The sequence below is a fragment of the Mycolicibacterium mageritense genome (assembly GCF_010727475.1).
GTDB classification, from domain to species: Bacteria; Actinomycetota; Actinomycetes; order Mycobacteriales; family Mycobacteriaceae; genus Mycobacterium; species Mycobacterium mageritense.
In genome coordinates this window covers 6,094,967-6,111,585 of record NZ_AP022567.1, presented here as the reverse complement: position 1 = coordinate 6,111,585, position 16,619 = coordinate 6,094,967, and the positions used below count along the sequence as shown (strand labels likewise).

The 16,619-nt window shown below is 67.2% G+C and carries 16 protein-coding genes; 12 read left to right on the top strand and 4 right to left on the bottom strand.

The features are described from left to right. Positions 1-45 precede the first annotated feature (45 nt). Complete coding sequence (locus G6N67_RS29480; RefSeq protein WP_036441249.1) at positions 46-1,080, bottom strand: LacI family DNA-binding transcriptional regulator; 1,035 nt, start codon at positions 1,078-1,080, stop codon at positions 46-48. Between the two features lie 157 nt (positions 1,081-1,237). On the opposite strand from G6N67_RS29480, the gene G6N67_RS29475 reads away from it, so the two are divergent. Genes G6N67_RS29475 through G6N67_RS29455 form a run of 5 tightly spaced genes read left to right on the top strand, consistent with a single transcriptional unit; the run spans position 1,238 to position 7,068 of the window. Next, positions 1,238-2,149 (top strand): nitrilase family protein, encoded by a 912-nt coding sequence (locus G6N67_RS29475; RefSeq protein ID WP_036441246.1) that lies wholly within the window; start codon positions 1,238-1,240, stop codon positions 2,147-2,149. Positions 2,150-2,158: 9 nt separating this feature from the next. Continuing rightward, positions 2,159-3,280 (top strand): hypothetical protein, encoded by a 1,122-nt coding sequence (locus G6N67_RS29470; protein WP_036441244.1) that lies wholly within the window; start codon positions 2,159-2,161, stop codon positions 3,278-3,280. A gap of 1 nt (position 3,281) precedes the next feature. Next, on the top strand, positions 3,282-4,628 hold the full coding sequence (locus G6N67_RS29465; RefSeq protein WP_036441241.1) for an amidase: 1,347 nt from the start codon (positions 3,282-3,284) through the stop codon (positions 4,626-4,628). Beyond that, positions 4,625-6,265, top strand: a complete 1,641-nt coding sequence (locus G6N67_RS29460) for a FumA C-terminus/TtdB family hydratase beta subunit (protein ID WP_036441238.1) — start codon at positions 4,625-4,627, stop codon at positions 6,263-6,265. The genes G6N67_RS29465 and G6N67_RS29460 overlap by 4 nt, the downstream gene beginning before the upstream one ends. Next, the gene (locus G6N67_RS29455; RefSeq protein ID WP_036441235.1) at positions 6,262-7,068 is read left to right on the top strand and encodes an alpha/beta fold hydrolase; all 807 of its coding nucleotides are present in this window, start codon (positions 6,262-6,264) and stop codon (positions 7,066-7,068) included. The genes G6N67_RS29460 and G6N67_RS29455 overlap by 4 nt, the downstream gene beginning before the upstream one ends. A 1-nt stretch (position 7,069) precedes the next feature. Here G6N67_RS29455 and G6N67_RS29450 read toward each other — a convergent pair whose 3' ends face one another. Both G6N67_RS29450 and G6N67_RS29445 read right to left on the bottom strand, forming a co-directional pair. Continuing rightward, positions 7,070-8,122 (bottom strand): class I SAM-dependent methyltransferase, encoded by a 1,053-nt coding sequence (locus tag G6N67_RS29450; protein WP_036442202.1) that lies wholly within the window; start codon positions 8,120-8,122, stop codon positions 7,070-7,072. A gap of 270 nt (positions 8,123-8,392) precedes the next feature. Continuing rightward, positions 8,393-8,827 carry an Rv2576c family protein gene (locus G6N67_RS29445; protein ID WP_036441233.1) on the bottom strand — a complete coding sequence of 145 codons (435 nt, stop codon included), beginning with the start codon at positions 8,825-8,827 and terminating at the stop codon, positions 8,393-8,395. Positions 8,828-9,065: 238 nt separating this feature from the next. Between G6N67_RS29445 and urtA the strand changes: the two genes are divergently transcribed. The 7 genes from urtA to G6N67_RS29410 all read left to right on the top strand — a co-directional run bounded on the left by urtA (position 9,066) and on the right by G6N67_RS29410 (position 15,627). After that, positions 9,066-10,361: an urea ABC transporter substrate-binding protein gene (gene urtA, locus G6N67_RS29440; RefSeq protein ID WP_051579246.1), complete on the top strand. Its 1,296-nt coding sequence runs from the start codon at positions 9,066-9,068 to the stop codon at positions 10,359-10,361. 1 nt (position 10,362) lies between these two features. Next, positions 10,363-11,247 carry an urea ABC transporter permease subunit UrtB gene (urtB, locus tag G6N67_RS29435; RefSeq protein WP_036441227.1) on the top strand — a complete coding sequence of 295 codons (885 nt, stop codon included), beginning with the start codon at positions 10,363-10,365 and terminating at the stop codon, positions 11,245-11,247. Continuing rightward, complete coding sequence (gene urtC / locus G6N67_RS29430) at positions 11,244-12,356, top strand: urea ABC transporter permease subunit UrtC (protein ID WP_036441223.1); 1,113 nt, start codon at positions 11,244-11,246, stop codon at positions 12,354-12,356. The genes urtB and urtC overlap by 4 nt, the downstream gene beginning before the upstream one ends. Positions 12,357-12,391: 35 nt before the next feature. After that, positions 12,392-13,147: an urea ABC transporter ATP-binding protein UrtD gene (urtD, locus tag G6N67_RS29425; RefSeq protein ID WP_051579285.1), complete on the top strand. Its 756-nt coding sequence runs from the start codon at positions 12,392-12,394 to the stop codon at positions 13,145-13,147. Next, positions 13,147-13,839 (top strand): urea ABC transporter ATP-binding subunit UrtE, encoded by a 693-nt coding sequence (gene urtE / locus G6N67_RS29420; protein ID WP_036441213.1) that lies wholly within the window; start codon positions 13,147-13,149, stop codon positions 13,837-13,839. Before urtD ends, urtE begins: the two co-directional genes overlap by 1 nt. Before the next feature lie 56 nt (positions 13,840-13,895). Then, positions 13,896-14,444, top strand: coding sequence for a hypothetical protein (locus G6N67_RS38945; RefSeq protein ID WP_179976761.1), 549 nt, complete (start codon positions 13,896-13,898; stop codon positions 14,442-14,444). Between the two features lie 130 nt (positions 14,445-14,574). Next, on the top strand, positions 14,575-15,627 hold the full coding sequence (locus G6N67_RS29410; protein WP_036441210.1) for an MBL fold metallo-hydrolase: 1,053 nt from the start codon (positions 14,575-14,577) through the stop codon (positions 15,625-15,627). Here the strand turns inward: G6N67_RS29410 and G6N67_RS29405 are convergent. Next, entirely contained in the window at positions 15,624-16,616 is a 993-nt protein-coding gene (locus tag G6N67_RS29405; protein ID WP_036441208.1) for an amidohydrolase family protein, read from the bottom strand. The genes G6N67_RS29410 and G6N67_RS29405 overlap by 4 nt on opposite strands. Between the last annotated feature and the right edge of the window lie 3 nt (positions 16,617-16,619).

Genomic DNA, 16,619 nt, shown 5'->3' with positions numbered 1-16,619 from the left:
AATACAGACGCGAACCCGCGGCGAAACTCATCGGGGCTGGCTTGATCACGTCAATCGTGACAGCGACGCCTCGCACGTCGACGCCCGCGCCACCAGGACGGGCTTCGTCCGCCGTTGCTGCGGCGGCGCGCCCGAGAGAACGCCGGCCAACAGTTCGACCGCATCGCGGCCCATGTCGAACGCATGCGATTCGATCGACGTCAGCGGAACGTGCATCTCCGCGGTAAGGGCGATGTTGTTGAAGCCGATGAGCGACACGTCCTCGCCCACCCGCAAGCCGTGCTTGCGAATCGAGCCCGCCGCGCCGATCGCGGCGAAGTCGTTCACCGCGAACAAGGCGGTCGGCGGCGACTCCGCGGCGAGCATGCGGTCCGCGGCGCAGTGCCCGCCGTGGCTGTCGAGCCCCGAGTACACGATGTTCTCCGCAGGCACGTCGATACCGGCCTCGCGAAAGCGATCGACAAAGCCTGCGGGCCGGTCGATTCCGGTGCTTGCATGTGCGAGCCCCGCGATCACACCCACCCGGCGGTGGCCCAGCTCGAGGAGGTGCTCGGCCGCCAGACGGCCGCCCAGGTAGTTGTCGCACGTCGCGGCGGGATAGCCTGCGACACTGCGGTTCACGAGCACGAACGGCACCTCGCGCCGGGTCAGCTCCTCCAGCACCGTGTGGTCGTCGGCCCGCGCGTCGCCGAGGATGAGCCCGTCGACCCGCCGGTCGAGCATCATCTCGATGCGCTTACGCTGGCCGGCCGGCTCGTCTTGCGTGTTTGCCACGAACGCCGTCAAACCCCGCTGGGCCGCAGCGGATTCGATGCCCTCGTACACCGTGGCCAGCACGACGTCGCTCAGTCGGGGAACCAGCACGCCCACCAGGTTGGTGCGTTTGGTGCGCAAGCTCGCCGCATGTGGATTCGGCCGGTAGTTCACCTCCGCCGCACGTCGGCGGATGCGTTCCGCGGTGGCACCGGACGCGGCGCGCTCCCCCTCCCGCATGCCGTTGAGCACGCGCGCGACGGTCGAGACGTGCAGGCCGAGGTCGTCGGCGATCGACTGCAGCGTTGCTTGTTTCGACTTGCCCACTCCGGACTTCCTGTTTGCCGTGCCACCACCTCTTGACAGTGATGCGCAACTCGGAGCAGTATAGCCCGAACGTTCGGCCCGAACGTTCGGGCAAAATGGGCCGGACGTGTCGAGCTCCCCGCATCGACCCCCTTCTACCCTCGGACAAGGACGTGTAATGCCTGATCAGAACGCCTCCGCTGAATCTCACCGGTACAGCCCCGCACGGGTGGCCGTCGTGCAGTTCAACCCCCAGGTCGGGGTGGACAACCTCAAGGCCAACTCCGAGGCGGTCTACGAGCGCCTGAACAGGGCGGTAACTGAAGGCGCCAACCTCATCGTGCTCCCGGAGCTGGCGACCACGGGCTACACCTTCGAATCGCGCGAGGAGGCCTACGCCCACGCCGAGCAGGTGCCGTCGGGCGCGACCGTCGCCGGCTGGGTCGACTTCGCGGCCGCGCACGACGTGTACATCGTCGGATGCCTGCCCGAACTCGACGGTGTCGAACTCTTCGACACCGCAGTCCTGGTCGGCCCGGAGGGCTACCTCGGCAAGTACCGCAAGACGCACCTGTGGAACGAGGAGAAACTGTTCTTCTCGCCCGGCAACCTCGGTTTTCCGGTGTTCCCCACCCGGATCGGCAGGATCGGGCTGTTGGTGTGCTGGGACATCTGGTTCCCCGAGACCGCCCGGATCGTCGCACAGCAGGGTGCGGACATCATCTGCATCCCGACCGGCTGGGTGTGGACGCCACCGCCGCTGTACGACGCGAGCGGCACCTGCATGGCCGCGTACCTCACGATGACGGCCGCCCACGTCAACAACGTCTTCATCGCCACCGCCGACCGCATCGGCACCGAACGGACGTCGGGCTTCATGGGAAACTCGCTGATCGCCGGGACCAACGGCTGGCCGATCGACCGCATCGCCGGACCGGACGAGGACACGATCCTCTATGCCGACATCGACATCACCGCCTCACGCGGCGCGCCGATCTGGAACCAGTTCAACGATCTGCACCGCGACCGCCGCACCGATCTCTACGACCAGCTCCTCGGCTACCGCGGCGGCCCGGCGCTGCCCCGGTAAGGCGACGACATGACGACCTCGCCGTTGACCCGTACCGCGAACACCGCCCTGCCGTTGTGGCCGCTCATCGTCGCCGTCTGCCTCCTCGCGGCTCTGGTGTGGAGCGACAGCATGCGGGCGGTCACCCCCATGCTCAACGTAATCGCCTCAGCAGCAAGCGAACCCAATTTCTACAGCAGCGCGCTGGCAGGCCTCGGCCTGCTCGGGGGCGGAGCCCTCGCGCACTGGCTACAAACCCACAAGCGCAGCGGTCAAGGATTCGCCCAGGCCTGCGGATCGGGCCTGTGGGTGCCGATGCTCGCGAGCGCCATGCTCGGCGTGGCCATCAGCAACCTCGTGTGGGGGTGGACCATGGCTTCCGGTACGTGGCAGCCGTTGTTCGCGCCGTTCGTATCGGTGTCCCCCACCGTCGTGCTGATGTTCGGCCCGGACGTCAAGACAGTGCTGACCGGCGGCGTCCTCGGCGGTCTCGTGACACCTCCGCTGTCGGTCGTGGGCGCCGGCGTCGTCTGCCCGAGGCTCGGCGTGCCGCCGGTGGTCGGCGTCACCGGCGGCATGGCGATCGCGGCGGTCATCGCCTTCACGCTCTGCCGGCACCTGCCGTGGCTCCCCGAGCCGCTGCGGCGCCCTGCCGAACCATCACCGGAGGTACCTGTAAAGCACGGTCCCACTTGGGTTTTGCGCCGCAGCCTGGCCGACTTCTCCGAGGCCCAGTTCTTCGGCAGCGAGTGGGCAGGCATCGGCTTGATCGCAGGCGCGGTCGTCGCATACCTGCTCGATCCGGCATCGCCTGCCTACGGATCGGGCCTGCTGCCCCAGATCCTGGCCGCGCAGGCGATCACCGCGATCCTCGCCGTGACGATATGGCGACGGCGCTGGGCGCGCAGACCGTTCTACCCGACGTTCGTCCCCGTCGTATCGGTCGCGCCCGCATGCGTGCTCACCTACGGCGGCACGCCGGCTTCGGTACTGGCCGGCGCCGTCCTGGGCGCCGTTGTCGGTCCGCCACTGGCCGCGGCGATCTCAGCGCGCATGCCTGCCGACTTTCATCCGTTCATCGGCAACGTTGCCGCCATGGCGGTTGCCACCTCGTTGATCGTCCCTCCCCTGCAACTCATCCCAGGATTCTGACATGACAGACACAGTCGACACCGCGGTGTCGCCCGGGTACTTTCGCGGCCGCGACATCCGGTCGCTCGCAGCCGATCTGCGGTCCGGCCGCACGACGAGCGTCGAGCTCGTCGAACACAGCCTCGCCGCCATCACGCGACTCGACCCGATTCTCAACGCATTCACCACCGTCGACACCGAGGGCGCCCTGGCCGCGGCCCGCACCGCCGACCGGGAACGCGCGGAGGGGCGCGACCGCGGTGTGCTGCACGGCATCCCCGTTTCGGTCAAGGATCTCATCGACATCGCCGGGCAGGTGACCACGTCGGGATCACTCGCGCATCCACGTCGTCCCGAGACCGACGCCGAATGCGTGAGCAGGCTGCGCGCCGCGGGCGCGGTGATCGTCGGCAAGAACGTCCTGCACGAGTTCGCCTACGGCGCCACCGGCGACCGATCGGCACACGGCGCCTCCCGAAACCCCTGGGATGTCAACAGGATCAGCGGGGGTTCCAGTGGCGGCAGCGCCGTCGCGACCGCGGCGGGCATGGTGCCGGTGGCGGTCGGGACCGACACCGCGGGCTCGGTCCGGGTTCCTGCCGCGTTGTGCGGTGTGACCGGATTCAAGCCGGCCCACGGCGACATCCCCACGGCGGGCGTGCACGCGCTCGCGGCGTCACTCGATCACGTGGGCGTCTTCGCCGCCACGGCGGGCGGTGTGGCAGACGCCTACGCGATCATGTCCGGTCACACGCCGGGCCGTTCGCAGGCCGAGCCTCGCGTGGCGTGGCTCGACCCGGCCGGGTTCGGACCGTGCGATCCAGCGATTGCCATCACCGCGCGCGACGCCATGGATGCCGCGGGCATCGCCGTCGAAGCCACCGCGCGGCTCCCCTTCCCGGCAGGTGAGGCGTTCTCGGTGCTGAGCGTGTTGCAGGCCTGCGAAGCCTACGCCGAACGCATGGACGACCTTTCGGGCAATGAACAGACCATCGACGCGGAAGTGGTCGAACGGTTGCTGCGCGGCCGGGACACCGCGGCGTGGCAGTATGTGCGCGCCGACCGCAGACGCGATGCTTTTCGGTCCGCGATTGCCGGGCTGTTCGAACGGTTCGACGTGGTGGCGATGCCCACCGTCCCCACCGTCGCCACCGCGATCGGCCAACGTGCGCACGAAATCGGTGGGCAGGCAGTCGAAGTACGATCGGCGCTGTTGTCGCTGACGTGCCCGTGGAACCTCACCGGACATCCCGCGCTGAGTGTGCCGGCCGGCACCGTCTCGGGGCTGCCCGTGGGTCTGCAGCTGATCACCACGCGCGGTGCCGAGCAGTCGCTCTTCGATCTGGCCGAGCGAATCGAACGGCGATGAGCATCGGCTACACCCCATTGCTGCCGGTCGGGCCGGACACCGCGGACTACCGACGGCTCGCGACCGGCGACATCCGTACCGTGACCGCCGTGGGCAGGGAGTTCCTGGAGGTTGCCCCCGACGTCCTCGACCAATTGGCCTTCGAGGCCTACCGGGACGTGTCACACCTGTTGCGCACCAGCCACCTCCGTCAGGTCGCGGCGATCCTCGACGATCCCGACGCCTCGGCCAACGACCGTTACGTCGCCACCGAGTTGCTCCGCAACGCCAATGTCGCCGCCGGCGGCGTGCTGCCGATGTGCCAGGACACCGGAACGGCGATCGTGCACGCCGAACGGGGCAGGCACGTTCTCACCGACGGGCGTGACGCCGAACATCTTTCGCGCGGGATCGCCCGCGCCTACACGACGCTGAACCTGCGATACTCGCAACTGGCGCCGCTGTCGATGTTCGACGAGCGCAACACCGGCACCAATCTCCCCGCGCAGATCGAGATTCTCGCGGGCGGGGACGACGCCTATCGCTTCCTGTTCATCGCCAAGGGCTGCGGCAGCGCCAACAAGAGCTTTCTGTTCCAGCAGACGGCCGCGCTGCTCAACCCGGCCGCGCTGCTGGACTTCGTGGTCGCCAGGGCCGCCGAGATCGGCACCTCGGCGTGCCCGCCGTATCACCTGGCGGTCGTGATCGGCGGTACCAGCGCCGAATTCGCCCTCAAGACCGCCAAACTCGCGTCCGCACACCACCTCGACAACCTGCCCACCTCAGGAACGACGGCCGGCAACGGGTTTCGCGACCTCGACTTCGAGCAGCAGATCCTGACCGCGACACGGAAGCTCGGGATCGGTGCACAGTTCGGCGGCAAGTACTTCTGCCATGACGTGCGGGTGGTACGGCTGCCGCGCCATGGCGGCTCGCTACCCATCGCCATCGCGGTGTCGTGCGCCGCGGACCGACACATCCTCGGCAAGATCACCCGCGACGGCGTGTACCTCGAACAGCTCGAGACCAACCCGGCACGGTTTCTCCCGGATGCCTCCGACGAAAACCCCGGCGACGTCGTATCCATCGACCTCGACGAGTCGCTGGACCACACTCGTGCACAACTGTCCGCGCATCCGGTCGGCACCCGGCTGTCCTTGACCGGGACGATGGTGGTGGCACGTGATCTGGCACATGCGAAGATCCGCGAACGGCTCGACGCCGGCGAGCCACTGCCCGACTACCTGCGCCGCTATCCCGTGTACTACGCGGGCCCGGCGAAGACGCCGGAGGGTTATGCCTCCGGTTCGTTCGGCCCGACCACAGCCGGGCGCATGGACTCCTACGTCGAGCAATTCCAGGCAGCCGGCGGCTCATTGGTGATGCTCGCCAAAGGCAACCGGTCGGACGTGGTTCGGCGGTCCTGCCACACGCACGGCGGCTTCTATCTGGGATCGATCGGCGGGCCCGCGGCGCGCCTCGCCCACGACTGCATCACGTCGGTCGAACCGCTCGAATACGGCGAGCTGGGCATGGAAGCGGTCCTGCGGATCCGCGTCAAAGACTTCCCCGCATTCATCGTCATCGACGACAAGGGCCACGATTTCTACCACCGTGACTCGCCCACCCTTCTCACGATCGGATCTGTACCGCAATGACTTTCACCCTCGCTGAGGTCCACCACATCACCGTCGATCACGCGGGCGCCGCGCTGACGGCCGAGGTCCGGCCGGGCCGCGGCACACCGATACTGGTGGTGCCTGGTGTCATGGCCGACGCCTCGACCTGGCGCCCGGTGGTCGACGGCATCGATCTGCCGAATCCGGTGGTGACCCTCAATCGTCGCGGCCGCGCAGGCAGTGCCCCGCTCGGCGCCGACTATTCGGTGGCCGACGAGGTCGACGATCTGCGCCACGTGATCGGGTCATTCGGCGAGGTCCATCTCGTGGGGTGGAGCTACGGTGCGCTCATCGCCTTGGAAACCGCACTCGGCAGCGATCAGATCCGCTCGCTCACCGCGTATGAGCCGGTCGGAGCGCCGTTCGCACCGGAGGCCGTCGAACCGATCCGCACCGCTCTCGCGGCCGGAAACCTGGACCGGGCAGTCGAATTGGTCAACACGGCCGTGTCCGGCTTCTCCGCGGACTATGTGGCAGCGCTCCGCCGTGACCCGGCGTGGTCGGTGCTGCGTCCGCTCGCCCGACCACTCGACCGCGAACTGGCGGCCATCAACGCCCACCGGCCGTCCTTCGACCGCTTCCACGACCTTGCGATACCGGTGACCCTCGTGCTCGGTGCGCTCAACGCGAACTCGGCGCCCTACGGCACGGCGTTCGCGCCGTTCGCCGCCGCGCTGCCCCAGGCGCGGCTGGTCGAGCTGCCGGAACAGGGTCACCTGGCGCACGTCGGCGCACCCGCCCAGCTGGCCGCCGTCATCGCCGCGGCGGTTCGTGACGCATAGCTCAGGGCCGGGCCTCGAACACCAGGTTGAACGGCGTCTGTGCGGCACGGCGGAACCGCGTGAAGCCGCCGTCGCCCACCATCACCTCGGCCAGCCGGCGCTCGCCTGCCTGCGCCCCGAGCGCCGGCCCGCGTTGCGCGAGGGATACGGGCACACAGATCAGTGAGGACGCGCCGTAGAACACCCTGCCGACCGGGTTGAGGTTCTCGGCGAGGCTGTCCTCCGCGAACGGTTCCACCAGCAGGCAGTGCCCGTCAGGCTTGAGCGCCTGACGGGCGTGGCGGGCCGCGCCCGCCGGATCCGCCATGTCGTGCAGGCAGTCGAAGAACGCGATCAGGTCGTAGTCGTTGCCCTGGTACGTCGTCGCGTCAGCCACCTCGAAGCGCGCGTTGGCCACACCGGCCTGTGCCGCATGGTCCCGTGCGGTCTCGACCGACGCGTCGTGATAGTCGATGCCGACGAACTGTGACTGCGGGAATGCCTGCGCCATGAGGATTGTGGTGACGCCATGGCCGCATCCGACGTCGGCGACCTTGGCCCCGGCCTCGAGCTTGCCCACCGCACCGTCGAGCGCAGGCAACCAGGACGACAGCAGGTGGGCGTTGTAACCCGCGCGGAAGAACCGTTCCGTGCCGCGGAAGAGGCAGGGGTGGTGTTCACCCCACTCCATACCGCCTCCGGTACGGAAGTTCTGCACGGCCCGGTCCTTGATGTGGAACAGATCCTCGACCACCGAATAGCCGCCGGGCAGGTCCACCGGACCGTCGGGATTGGCCAGGCACAGCGCCTGCTCGTCGTTGAGGTGGTAGGTGTCGGTGCCGGCGTCGTAGTCGACGTAACCGCCCGCGGCCTGGTTGGCCAGCCACTCCCGGACGTAGCGCTCGTCGGTCCCGGTCCGTTCGGCCAGTGCTGCCGAGGTCAGCCGTTCCCGCGCGAGCGCCGCGTACAGTCCGAGTTCGTCGCCGATCAGCACAAGGATGGCGCTCATCGCGGCACCGAGGTCGCCGACTGCCCTACCCAGAAATGCGTTGAGTTTGTCTTCATCGACGGCCATCGCGGGCTCCTTCGACTGCGGCCGCACGGCATGAACGTGCAGATCAAAGGTACGCCCGCAGCCGCGTCACGGCGGTGCGAATGTGCGACTGGGTGCGCCGATGCCGCGGTTTCGGGTACGGCACCGGCGCGCGCCGGGGGCGCTTGCCCAGTCAACGTGCGGCGGGCCGGCAGCGGAACCGCCCGAGACGCACATGAACATCGAACAACAGTTCGAACGCCGAGTCAAGCGGCTCTCAGATGGTGGGAATGGGGCAGGTCATGCCTCCGTCTACCACTGGCCGAGCTGGCACCGCGGGCTGTACGGGTGATCGTTCTGGTTGACGATCTGGCCGTCGACCGAGATCTCGCAGTGCGCGTTGGGCTGCGCGCGCCCGCCGTGGGTCGTGCTGCTCACGGTGAAGATGGCCCACTGCGGATCGGCGAGCGTGGTCTCGAACACCCAGGGCGCGTCCGGTCCGACGTTGACTTCGGCCTTCTGCAGGTACTTGTACGGATCGGCGTTGTACACGTCCTTGCTGGGCGGCTGTGTCGCCAGATAGTAGAGGTCGAAATCGTAGGGAGCGCCCGAGGTGAGCGTGTACTTGACCTGGTGGCCTTGGCCCTCCGGTTCCGCATACGACGTTGCGTTGGAGACCGCCAAACCCGCGGCCGCCAGAACCAGCGCCGCACCGACCGTGGTTGTCGCTTTTCGCATGTTCGTCATATCGACGCAGGCTACCGCGTTGTTACAGGTGCGACGAATGGGTACCGCGGGCTCGCCCCAACGGCAAACCAACGTGGCCTAGCTAGAGGTTAATTTGTTCGTCACACACAGACATTTCTCAGTAACACCGGCGCTCTAACGTCCCGATTCGACACCAGCACAGTGTGTTTGAACCTGCCGCGCGGCCGCCGAGGCGTATTCGGCCGAGAAGCGCTGCAAGCAAAGGGAAAGGTCGTCCATGCCAGTTCCGGAACACGCTCTTCGCGCGAGCGCTCATCGATCACGTGCCAGGTTCCGCAGCTCGGCGTTGGCCGCGGGCAGCGTGATCGCCATTGCCGGTCTGTTGTTGGCGGGTTGCGGCAGCCGCGCGAGCGAAACGGACGCAGCAAATGCGAAATCATGTGTGGACACCTCGGCCCCGACCATCAAGGTGGGCTCACTGAACTCGTTGTCGGGCACGATGGCCATTTCCGAGGTCACTGTCCGGGACTCGATCAAACTCGCGGTCGACGAGATCAACGCGGGCGGCGGGGTGCTCGGCAAGCAAATCCAGCTGATCGGCGAAGACGGCGCGTCAGAGCCTACGGTGTTCGCGGAGAAGGCCGAGAAACTGATCAGCAGCGACTGTGTCGCGGCGGTCTTCGGCGGTTGGACCTCATCGAGCCGCAAGGCCATGCTGCCGGTCTTCGAGAGCGCCAACTCGCTGCTGTACTACCCGGTGCAGTACGAGGGCCTGGAATCCAGCAAGAACATCTTCTACACCGGGGCCACCACCAATCAGCAGATCGTGCCTGCCCTGGACTATCTGAAAGAGAAGGGCGTCAAGTCGCTCTACCTCGTCGGCAGTGACTACGTGTTCCCCCAGACCGCCAACCGCATCATCCGGGCCTATGCGGGCGCCAACGGCATCGAGATCAAGGGCGAGGATCTCACCCCGCTCGGCTCGACCGACTTCTCGACGATCGTCAACAAGGTCCGCAGCGCCAACGCCGACGCGGTGTTCAACACCCTCAACGGCGACTCCAACGTCGCGTTCTTCCGCGAGTACCGCAACGTCGGCCTGACCCCACAGGACATGCCGGTGGTGTCGGTGTCGATCGCCGAGGAAGAAGTGGGCGGCATCGGCGTCCAGAACATCACCGGGCAGCTCACCGCGTGGAACTACTACCAGACCATCGACACGCCCGTGAACAAGAAGTTCGTCGCGGCGTACAAGAAGGCCTACGGCCAGAACAAGCCGACGTCGGACCCGATGGAGGCCGCCTATGTCTCGGTCTACCTCTGGAAGAATACCGTCGAGAAGGCGAAGTCGTTCGACGTCAAGGCAATTCAGGACAACGCAGGCGGGGTGACGTTCGACGCGCCGGAAGGCACGGTGACCATCGACGGCGAGAACCACCACATCACCAAGACGGCGCGCATCGGTGAGATCCGTCCCGACGGCTTGATCTACACCATCTGGGAATCGAAGGGCCCGATCGAGCCGGACCCGTACCTGAAGTCCTACCCGTGGGCCGCCGGGCTGTCCAGCTGATATGGATATCCTGATCGGCCAGCTGGCAACGGGATTGAGCCTCGGCTCGATCCTGTTGCTCGCCGCACTCGGCCTGTCCCTGACGTTCGGTCAGATGGGTGTCATCAACATGGCGCACGGCGAGTTCATCATGGCCGGCTGCTACACGGCCTACGTGGTGCAGCAGGTCATCTCCAATGCCGGTGCCTCGCTGCTGATCTCACTGGTCGTCGGGTTCGTCGTCGGCGGCGCCATGGGCGCGCTGCTGGAGGTCACCCTGATCCAGCGCATGTACGACCGGCCGTTGGACACGCTGCTGGTGACATTCGGCGTCGGGTTGATCCTGCAGCAGGTGGCGCGCGACATCTTCGGCGCACCCGCGGTGAACGTGGTGGCGCCGGCCTGGTTGTCCGGCGGCGTCGAGATCTTCGGTGCCGTGGTGCCCAAGACGCGCATCTTCATCCTGGTGCTGGCCATCGCATGCGTGGCGGTGCTGGCCACCGCGCTCAAGACCAGCCCGATGGGGCGCCGGATCCGCGCCGTAGTCGCCAACCGGGAACTCGCGGAGACCAGCGGAATCTCGTCCCGCAAAACCGATATCACGACGTTCTTCATCGGTTCGGGTCTCGCGGCAGTGGCGGGCGTCGCCCTGACCTTGATCGGATCGACGAGCCCGACCATCGGCCAGAGCTTCCTCATCGACGCGTTCCTCGTCGTGGTGGTTGGCGGGCTCGGCCAGATCAAGGGCACCGTGATCGCGGCGTTCGCCCTTGGCTTCCTGAACTCGTTCATCGAGTACAGCACCACGGCATCGCTGGCCAAGGTGATCGTGTTCGTGATCATCGTCGTCTTCCTGCAGGTGCGCCCGCAGGGGTTGTTCACCGTACGGACAAGGAGTCTCGTATGACCGTTCTCGGACGGTGGCAGGCGTGGGCCGGTTTCGGCATCGCGGCCGTCCTGCTGTTCGCGGTGGCCCCGGCCGTGTTGTCGGATTTCCGGCTGAGCCTGCTCGGCAAGTTCCTGTGCTTCGCGATCGTCGCGGTGGGCATCGGATTGGCCTGGGGCCGAGGCGGAATGCTCGTGCTCGGCCAGGGCGTGTTCTTCGGCCTCGGCGGCTACATGATGGGCATGCACCTCAAGATCGCCGATGCCCAGCTGCGGGGCAACGACGTGCCCGATTTCATGCAGATCGCCGGCGCGAAGGCGCTGCCCGGTTACTGGGCGCCCTTCGCCTCCCCCGCGTTCACGCTTCTCGCAATCGTGGTGATACCCGCGGGCATCGCCGCACTGCTGGGGCTCGGCGTGTTCAAACGCCGCGTCAAGGGGGCATATTTCGCAATCCTGTCGCAGGCCCTGGCCGCGGCGCTGGCCATTCTGCTGGTCGGCCAGACCAGCATCGGCGGCAGCAACGGGTTGACCAACTTCCGCACGTTCTTCGGCTTCACGCTCAACGACCCGGTCAACAAACGGATGCTGTACTTCATCGCCGCGGCCACGCTGCTGATCGTGGTGGTCGTGGTCCGCCAACTCATGCACAGCCGCTACGGCGAACTGCTCGTGGCGGTGCGTGACGGCGAGGAACGGGTGCGGTTCCTGGGCTACGACCCGGCCAACATCAAGGTGGTCGCATACACCTTGGCCGCACTCTTCGCGAGTATCGCCGGCGCGTTGTTCGCGCCGATCGTCGGCTTCATCGCGCCGTCGCAGGTCGGCATCGTGCCGTCGATCGCGTTCCTGATCGGCGTCGCGATCGGCGGCCGCACGACGTTGCTCGGGCCGGTACTCGGAGCGATCGGCGTGGCCTGGGCGCAAACCCTGTTCTCCGAACGTTTCCCGTCGGAGTGGACCTACGCCCAGGGCCTGTTGTTCATCATCGTCGTCGGATTCTTCCCGGCCGGCCTGGCCGGGCTCGGCGTGCTCTTCACGCGGCGGCGCCGCCGCGCCCGAACGCCGGAACCGGCCGAGACCGAAGCCGAACCCGAGATCGACCCCGAGAAGGTGGGAGCCACGTCGTGACAGACCTCGAACCGGTGGCGGGCGGCAACGCGGGTATGGCCGCCGAGTACCTCGAAGTACGGGGGCTCACCGTCGATTTCGACGGCTTCAAGGCCGTCGACGGGGTCGACCTCACGCTGTTCCAAGGCGACCTGCGCTTCCTCATCGGCCCGAACGGGGCGGGCAAGACCACGGTCATCGACGCCATCACCGGGTTGGTGCCCGCCGCCGGCTCGGTGAGCAAGACGGGCGTCGAGCTTCTGGGCAAGAAGGTGCACCGGATCGCGCGGCTCGGCGTCGGCCGAACATTCCAGACCGCAAGCGTTTTCGAACAGCTGACCGTGCTGCAGAACCTCGACATCGCCGCGGGTGCCGGCCGTTCGGCGTGGACATTGCTGCGACGCAGGCGCAGCGTCCTGCCGTCGATCGAGGAAGCCCTGGAGACCACCGGGCTCGCCGACCTGGCCGACAAACCGGCCGGCGTGCTGGCCCACGGCCAGAAGCAATGGCTGGAGATCGGCATGCTGCTGGTACAGAACGCCGACGTCCTGCTGCTCGACGAGCCCGTCGCGGGCATGAGCCACGAAGAACGCGAGGAAACCGGAAACCTTTTGCGCCGCATCGGCGGAGCCCGCACGGTCGTGGTGGTCGAGCACGACATGGACTTCATGCGGGCGTTCGCGACCTCGGTCACGGTGCTGGCGCGGGGTCGCGTGATCGCCGAGGGTTCGGTGGCCGAGGTCCAGGCGAACCCCAAAGTGCAAGAGGTGTATCTGGGCAGCGCCGCAGCGGGCGTGGAAGGAATCTCCTGATGCTCGAACTCGTCGACGTTCACACCGGCTACGGCCGCTCCGATGTCATCCACGGTGCAAGCATCGCGGTGCCGTCGGACGGGGTCGCCGCCGTGATGGGCCACAACGGTGCAGGCAAGACCACGCTGCTGCGGGCCGCGGTGGGCCTGCTGAAATGCAGTGCGGGCAAGGTGCTCTTCGACGGCGAGGACATCACCAAGCTGCGGCCGAGCGCGCGGGTGGCCCGCGGGCTGGCGTACGTCCCGCAGGGGCAGCAGTCGTTCGGTCAGCTGACCACGGCCGAGAACCTGCAGGTGATCGCCGACGGCCGGAAGAACGGCAAGGCCCTGATCGATGCACAACTCGATTTGTTCCCCGCACTCAAGGATCTGCTGCCCCGCCGGGCCGGCTTGCTGTCGGGCGGTCAGCGCCAGCAGTTGGCGATCGCCCGCGCGTTGATCACGACGCCGAAGTGCCTCATCCTCGACGAACCCACCGAAGGCATCCAGCCGTCGGTGGTCGCCGAGATCGAAGCGGCGATCACGGCGCTGACCGCACGGGGTGACCTCGGGGTGTTGTTGGTGGAGCAGCACATCGGGTTCGCGCTGGAATCCGCGCAGCGCTACTACATCCTGGAGTCCGGGCGCATCACCTCGAGCGGCACGGGCGGCTCCGCATCCGAAGCCGACGTCCGCGCCGCCATGGCCATCTGAGTCGCAGCGTCGACATTTCGCGCACGTTCGCGCGGCCTGACAGGCACACTTCGACCATGACCCACGCCGCGCCGCCCCGGATTCTCGCCGAAACCGGCGGCACCGTGGTGGCCGAACAGGGCCCACTCGTCCTCGTCATCGACCGGGCGACCGGCCCCCTGGCGACAACGGCATTCGTGTTCGGGGTGTTCGCGGCGGCGTTCGGCGGCTTCGGCGCCGTCACGTTCGGGATGAGAGCCACCGGGGCCGCGTCGGACATACCGCTCGTCGTGAGCGCGGTTTTCCTCGCCGTCGGCCTGGTATTCGCCGCCGCGACGTTGGCGGTGGTGCGGCGGATCAGGGCCAAACGTGGCCGTCCGCTGGGCAACTACCGGCCGGTGGCCGTTTTCGATCGGGCCCGCGGCGTGTTCACCGACGCAGAGGGCGTGGTGGTGGCGCCGCTCGCGCACGTGCAGTTCCAGCGCCGCATGCAGCTGGGCTCGAGCTCACCCCAGCTCGTTGCGGCCACGCCGAACGGGGACCGGATCCTCAAGCGGGGCAATCCGTTCAACGGTGGCATCGGAGACCTCGACGCGATACTCACGGCGGCCGTGCACGTTCGGTGAGCTTGACCGCAGCCACGCACGTTCGCGCAAAGTCGAGCGTCAGCAAACCCGCCACCGCTAACCTACGGACGTGGAATGCGCCTGTGGTGGTCACGACTCCCCCGAGCCCGCTTCGATCTCCCGGCGATCCATGCTGGCGGCCTCGATGTCGGCGGTCCTCGGCGGTGCGGTGCTCGGCGCCTCGGCCTGCAGTGCGGCCGAACAGCCGACGGCAACCCCCACGATGCCCGACAACGCCCTGGTGACCTTGGGCGTCCAGGCCGGCCCGCCACCGGTCCCGCACAAGACCGGGATCTCGTCGGCGCTCAAGATCGGCGACGACGTCTATCAAATCGATTGCGGGTTGGGGTCACTGAACGCCTTCACGAATGCGGGCTTCCGGTTCGACGACCTCAAGAGCATGTTCATCACGCACCTGCACACCGATCACATCGTCGACTACTACAGCTTCTTCCTCTCCGGCGGCTACACGGCCGCACCGGGCAAGGCGCCGGTGACCGTCTACGGTCCCGGCCCGGCCGGCGGACTGCCGCCGAGCCAGGTCGGCAACCCCGACCCCGCGACCATCGAACCCGCCAACCCGTCGCCCGGTCTGGCCGCCACCACCAGGGCCCTGCTGCAGGCCTACGCCTACACCAGCAACATTTTCATCCGTGACATGGGCGTCGACGACATCGAGGGTCTGATCGAGGTCGTCGAGATCGCGGTGCCGCCGGGGTCGGACTACCGCGACAGATCACCCAAGACCGCCCCGTTCCCCGTGATCGCCGACGACAACGTCACCGTCACGGCCACCTTGGTGTCCCACTATGACGTCTACCCGGCCTTCGGCTTCCGCTTCGACCTCAAAGGGTCAGGGAAGTCCGTGACGTTCTCGGGCGATACGACCAAGTCCGACAATCTGATCGCGCTTGCCAAGGACACCGACATCCTGGTGCACGAAGCACAGTTCAGCCTCGATGACGCGTACTACCACAACAGGTTTCCGCCCAACTACCTGAAGAGCTCGCACACGTCGGCCGAACAGGTCGGCGAGGTCGCTGCCGCCGCCAACGCCAAACACGTTGTTCTGAGCCACTATTCGCCGACCGACCTGCCCGACTCACAATGGCTCGACGCGGTCGGCAAGAACTACACCGGCAAGGTCACGGTGGCCCGGGATGGCCAGGTGTTCGCCCTCTAGGCCCCGAGGTGCGCGGGCAGGCGGCTGCCGAACAATCGGATCGCGTTTTCCGAGCTGACTTTTCGCCGCGTGGGGTCGTCCATCGGATAGTCCGCGAGGAACCGTGCACCGGCCTGGTTGTCGTCCATCGGATAGTCGACCGAGAACATCACCCGGTCGGAACCCATGACGTCGAGCGTGCACCGGAAGGCAGCAGGACAGAAGTTGCCGCTAGTCGTGATGTGGAAGTTGTCGCGCAGATAGTCCGAGGGTGGCCGGCTCAAGCGTGCACCGGCGTCGGCGTCGCCACCGAGTCCGTAGTACCGGTCGATCCGGTAGGCCGCGAATGGCAGCATCTCGCCGAGGTGGCCGATGATCATCTGCAGCCCAGGGAACTTGTCGAACAGCCCCGAGTAGATCAGCCGCAGCACATGCGTTCCGGTCTCCGCGGCGAAGCCCCAGGATGCCAGGTGCAGGCCCGCGCCCACGTACGGCGCGAACCAGGCGTCCATGACAGCGGGATGCGGTGTCGTCGGGTGCAGGTAGACGGGCGCACCCAGCTCCTGCGCGCATTCGAAAAGGCCCTGATAGTCAGGATCGTCGAGATAACGGCCCTGGCAGTGACCGTTGATCAACCCGCCGACGAGTCCCAATTCGGTGACGGCACGCTCGAATTCGGCCGCCGCGGCGGCCGGATCCTGGGTCGCCAGCGTCGCGAAGCCGCCGAACCGGTCGGGTTTCGACCGCACGGTCTCGGCGAGGTCGTCGTTGGCGCGCCGCGCCAGGTCGACGGCGCACGCGACGTCCGACTCGTCCTGGACGCCAGGGTCGAACAACGACAGGATCTGGAAGTCGATCCCGGCGGCATCCATCTGCTCCAGGCGCAGCCCCGACCGGTCATACAGCCGCTCGTATGCCGCCGGGTTGTTGGTGCGCAGCCACGTGCCCACGACATTGCCCGCGCTGGCGGGATCCCACGCGTAGTGCTCTTCGAGCGCGATCAGCGGCATGGA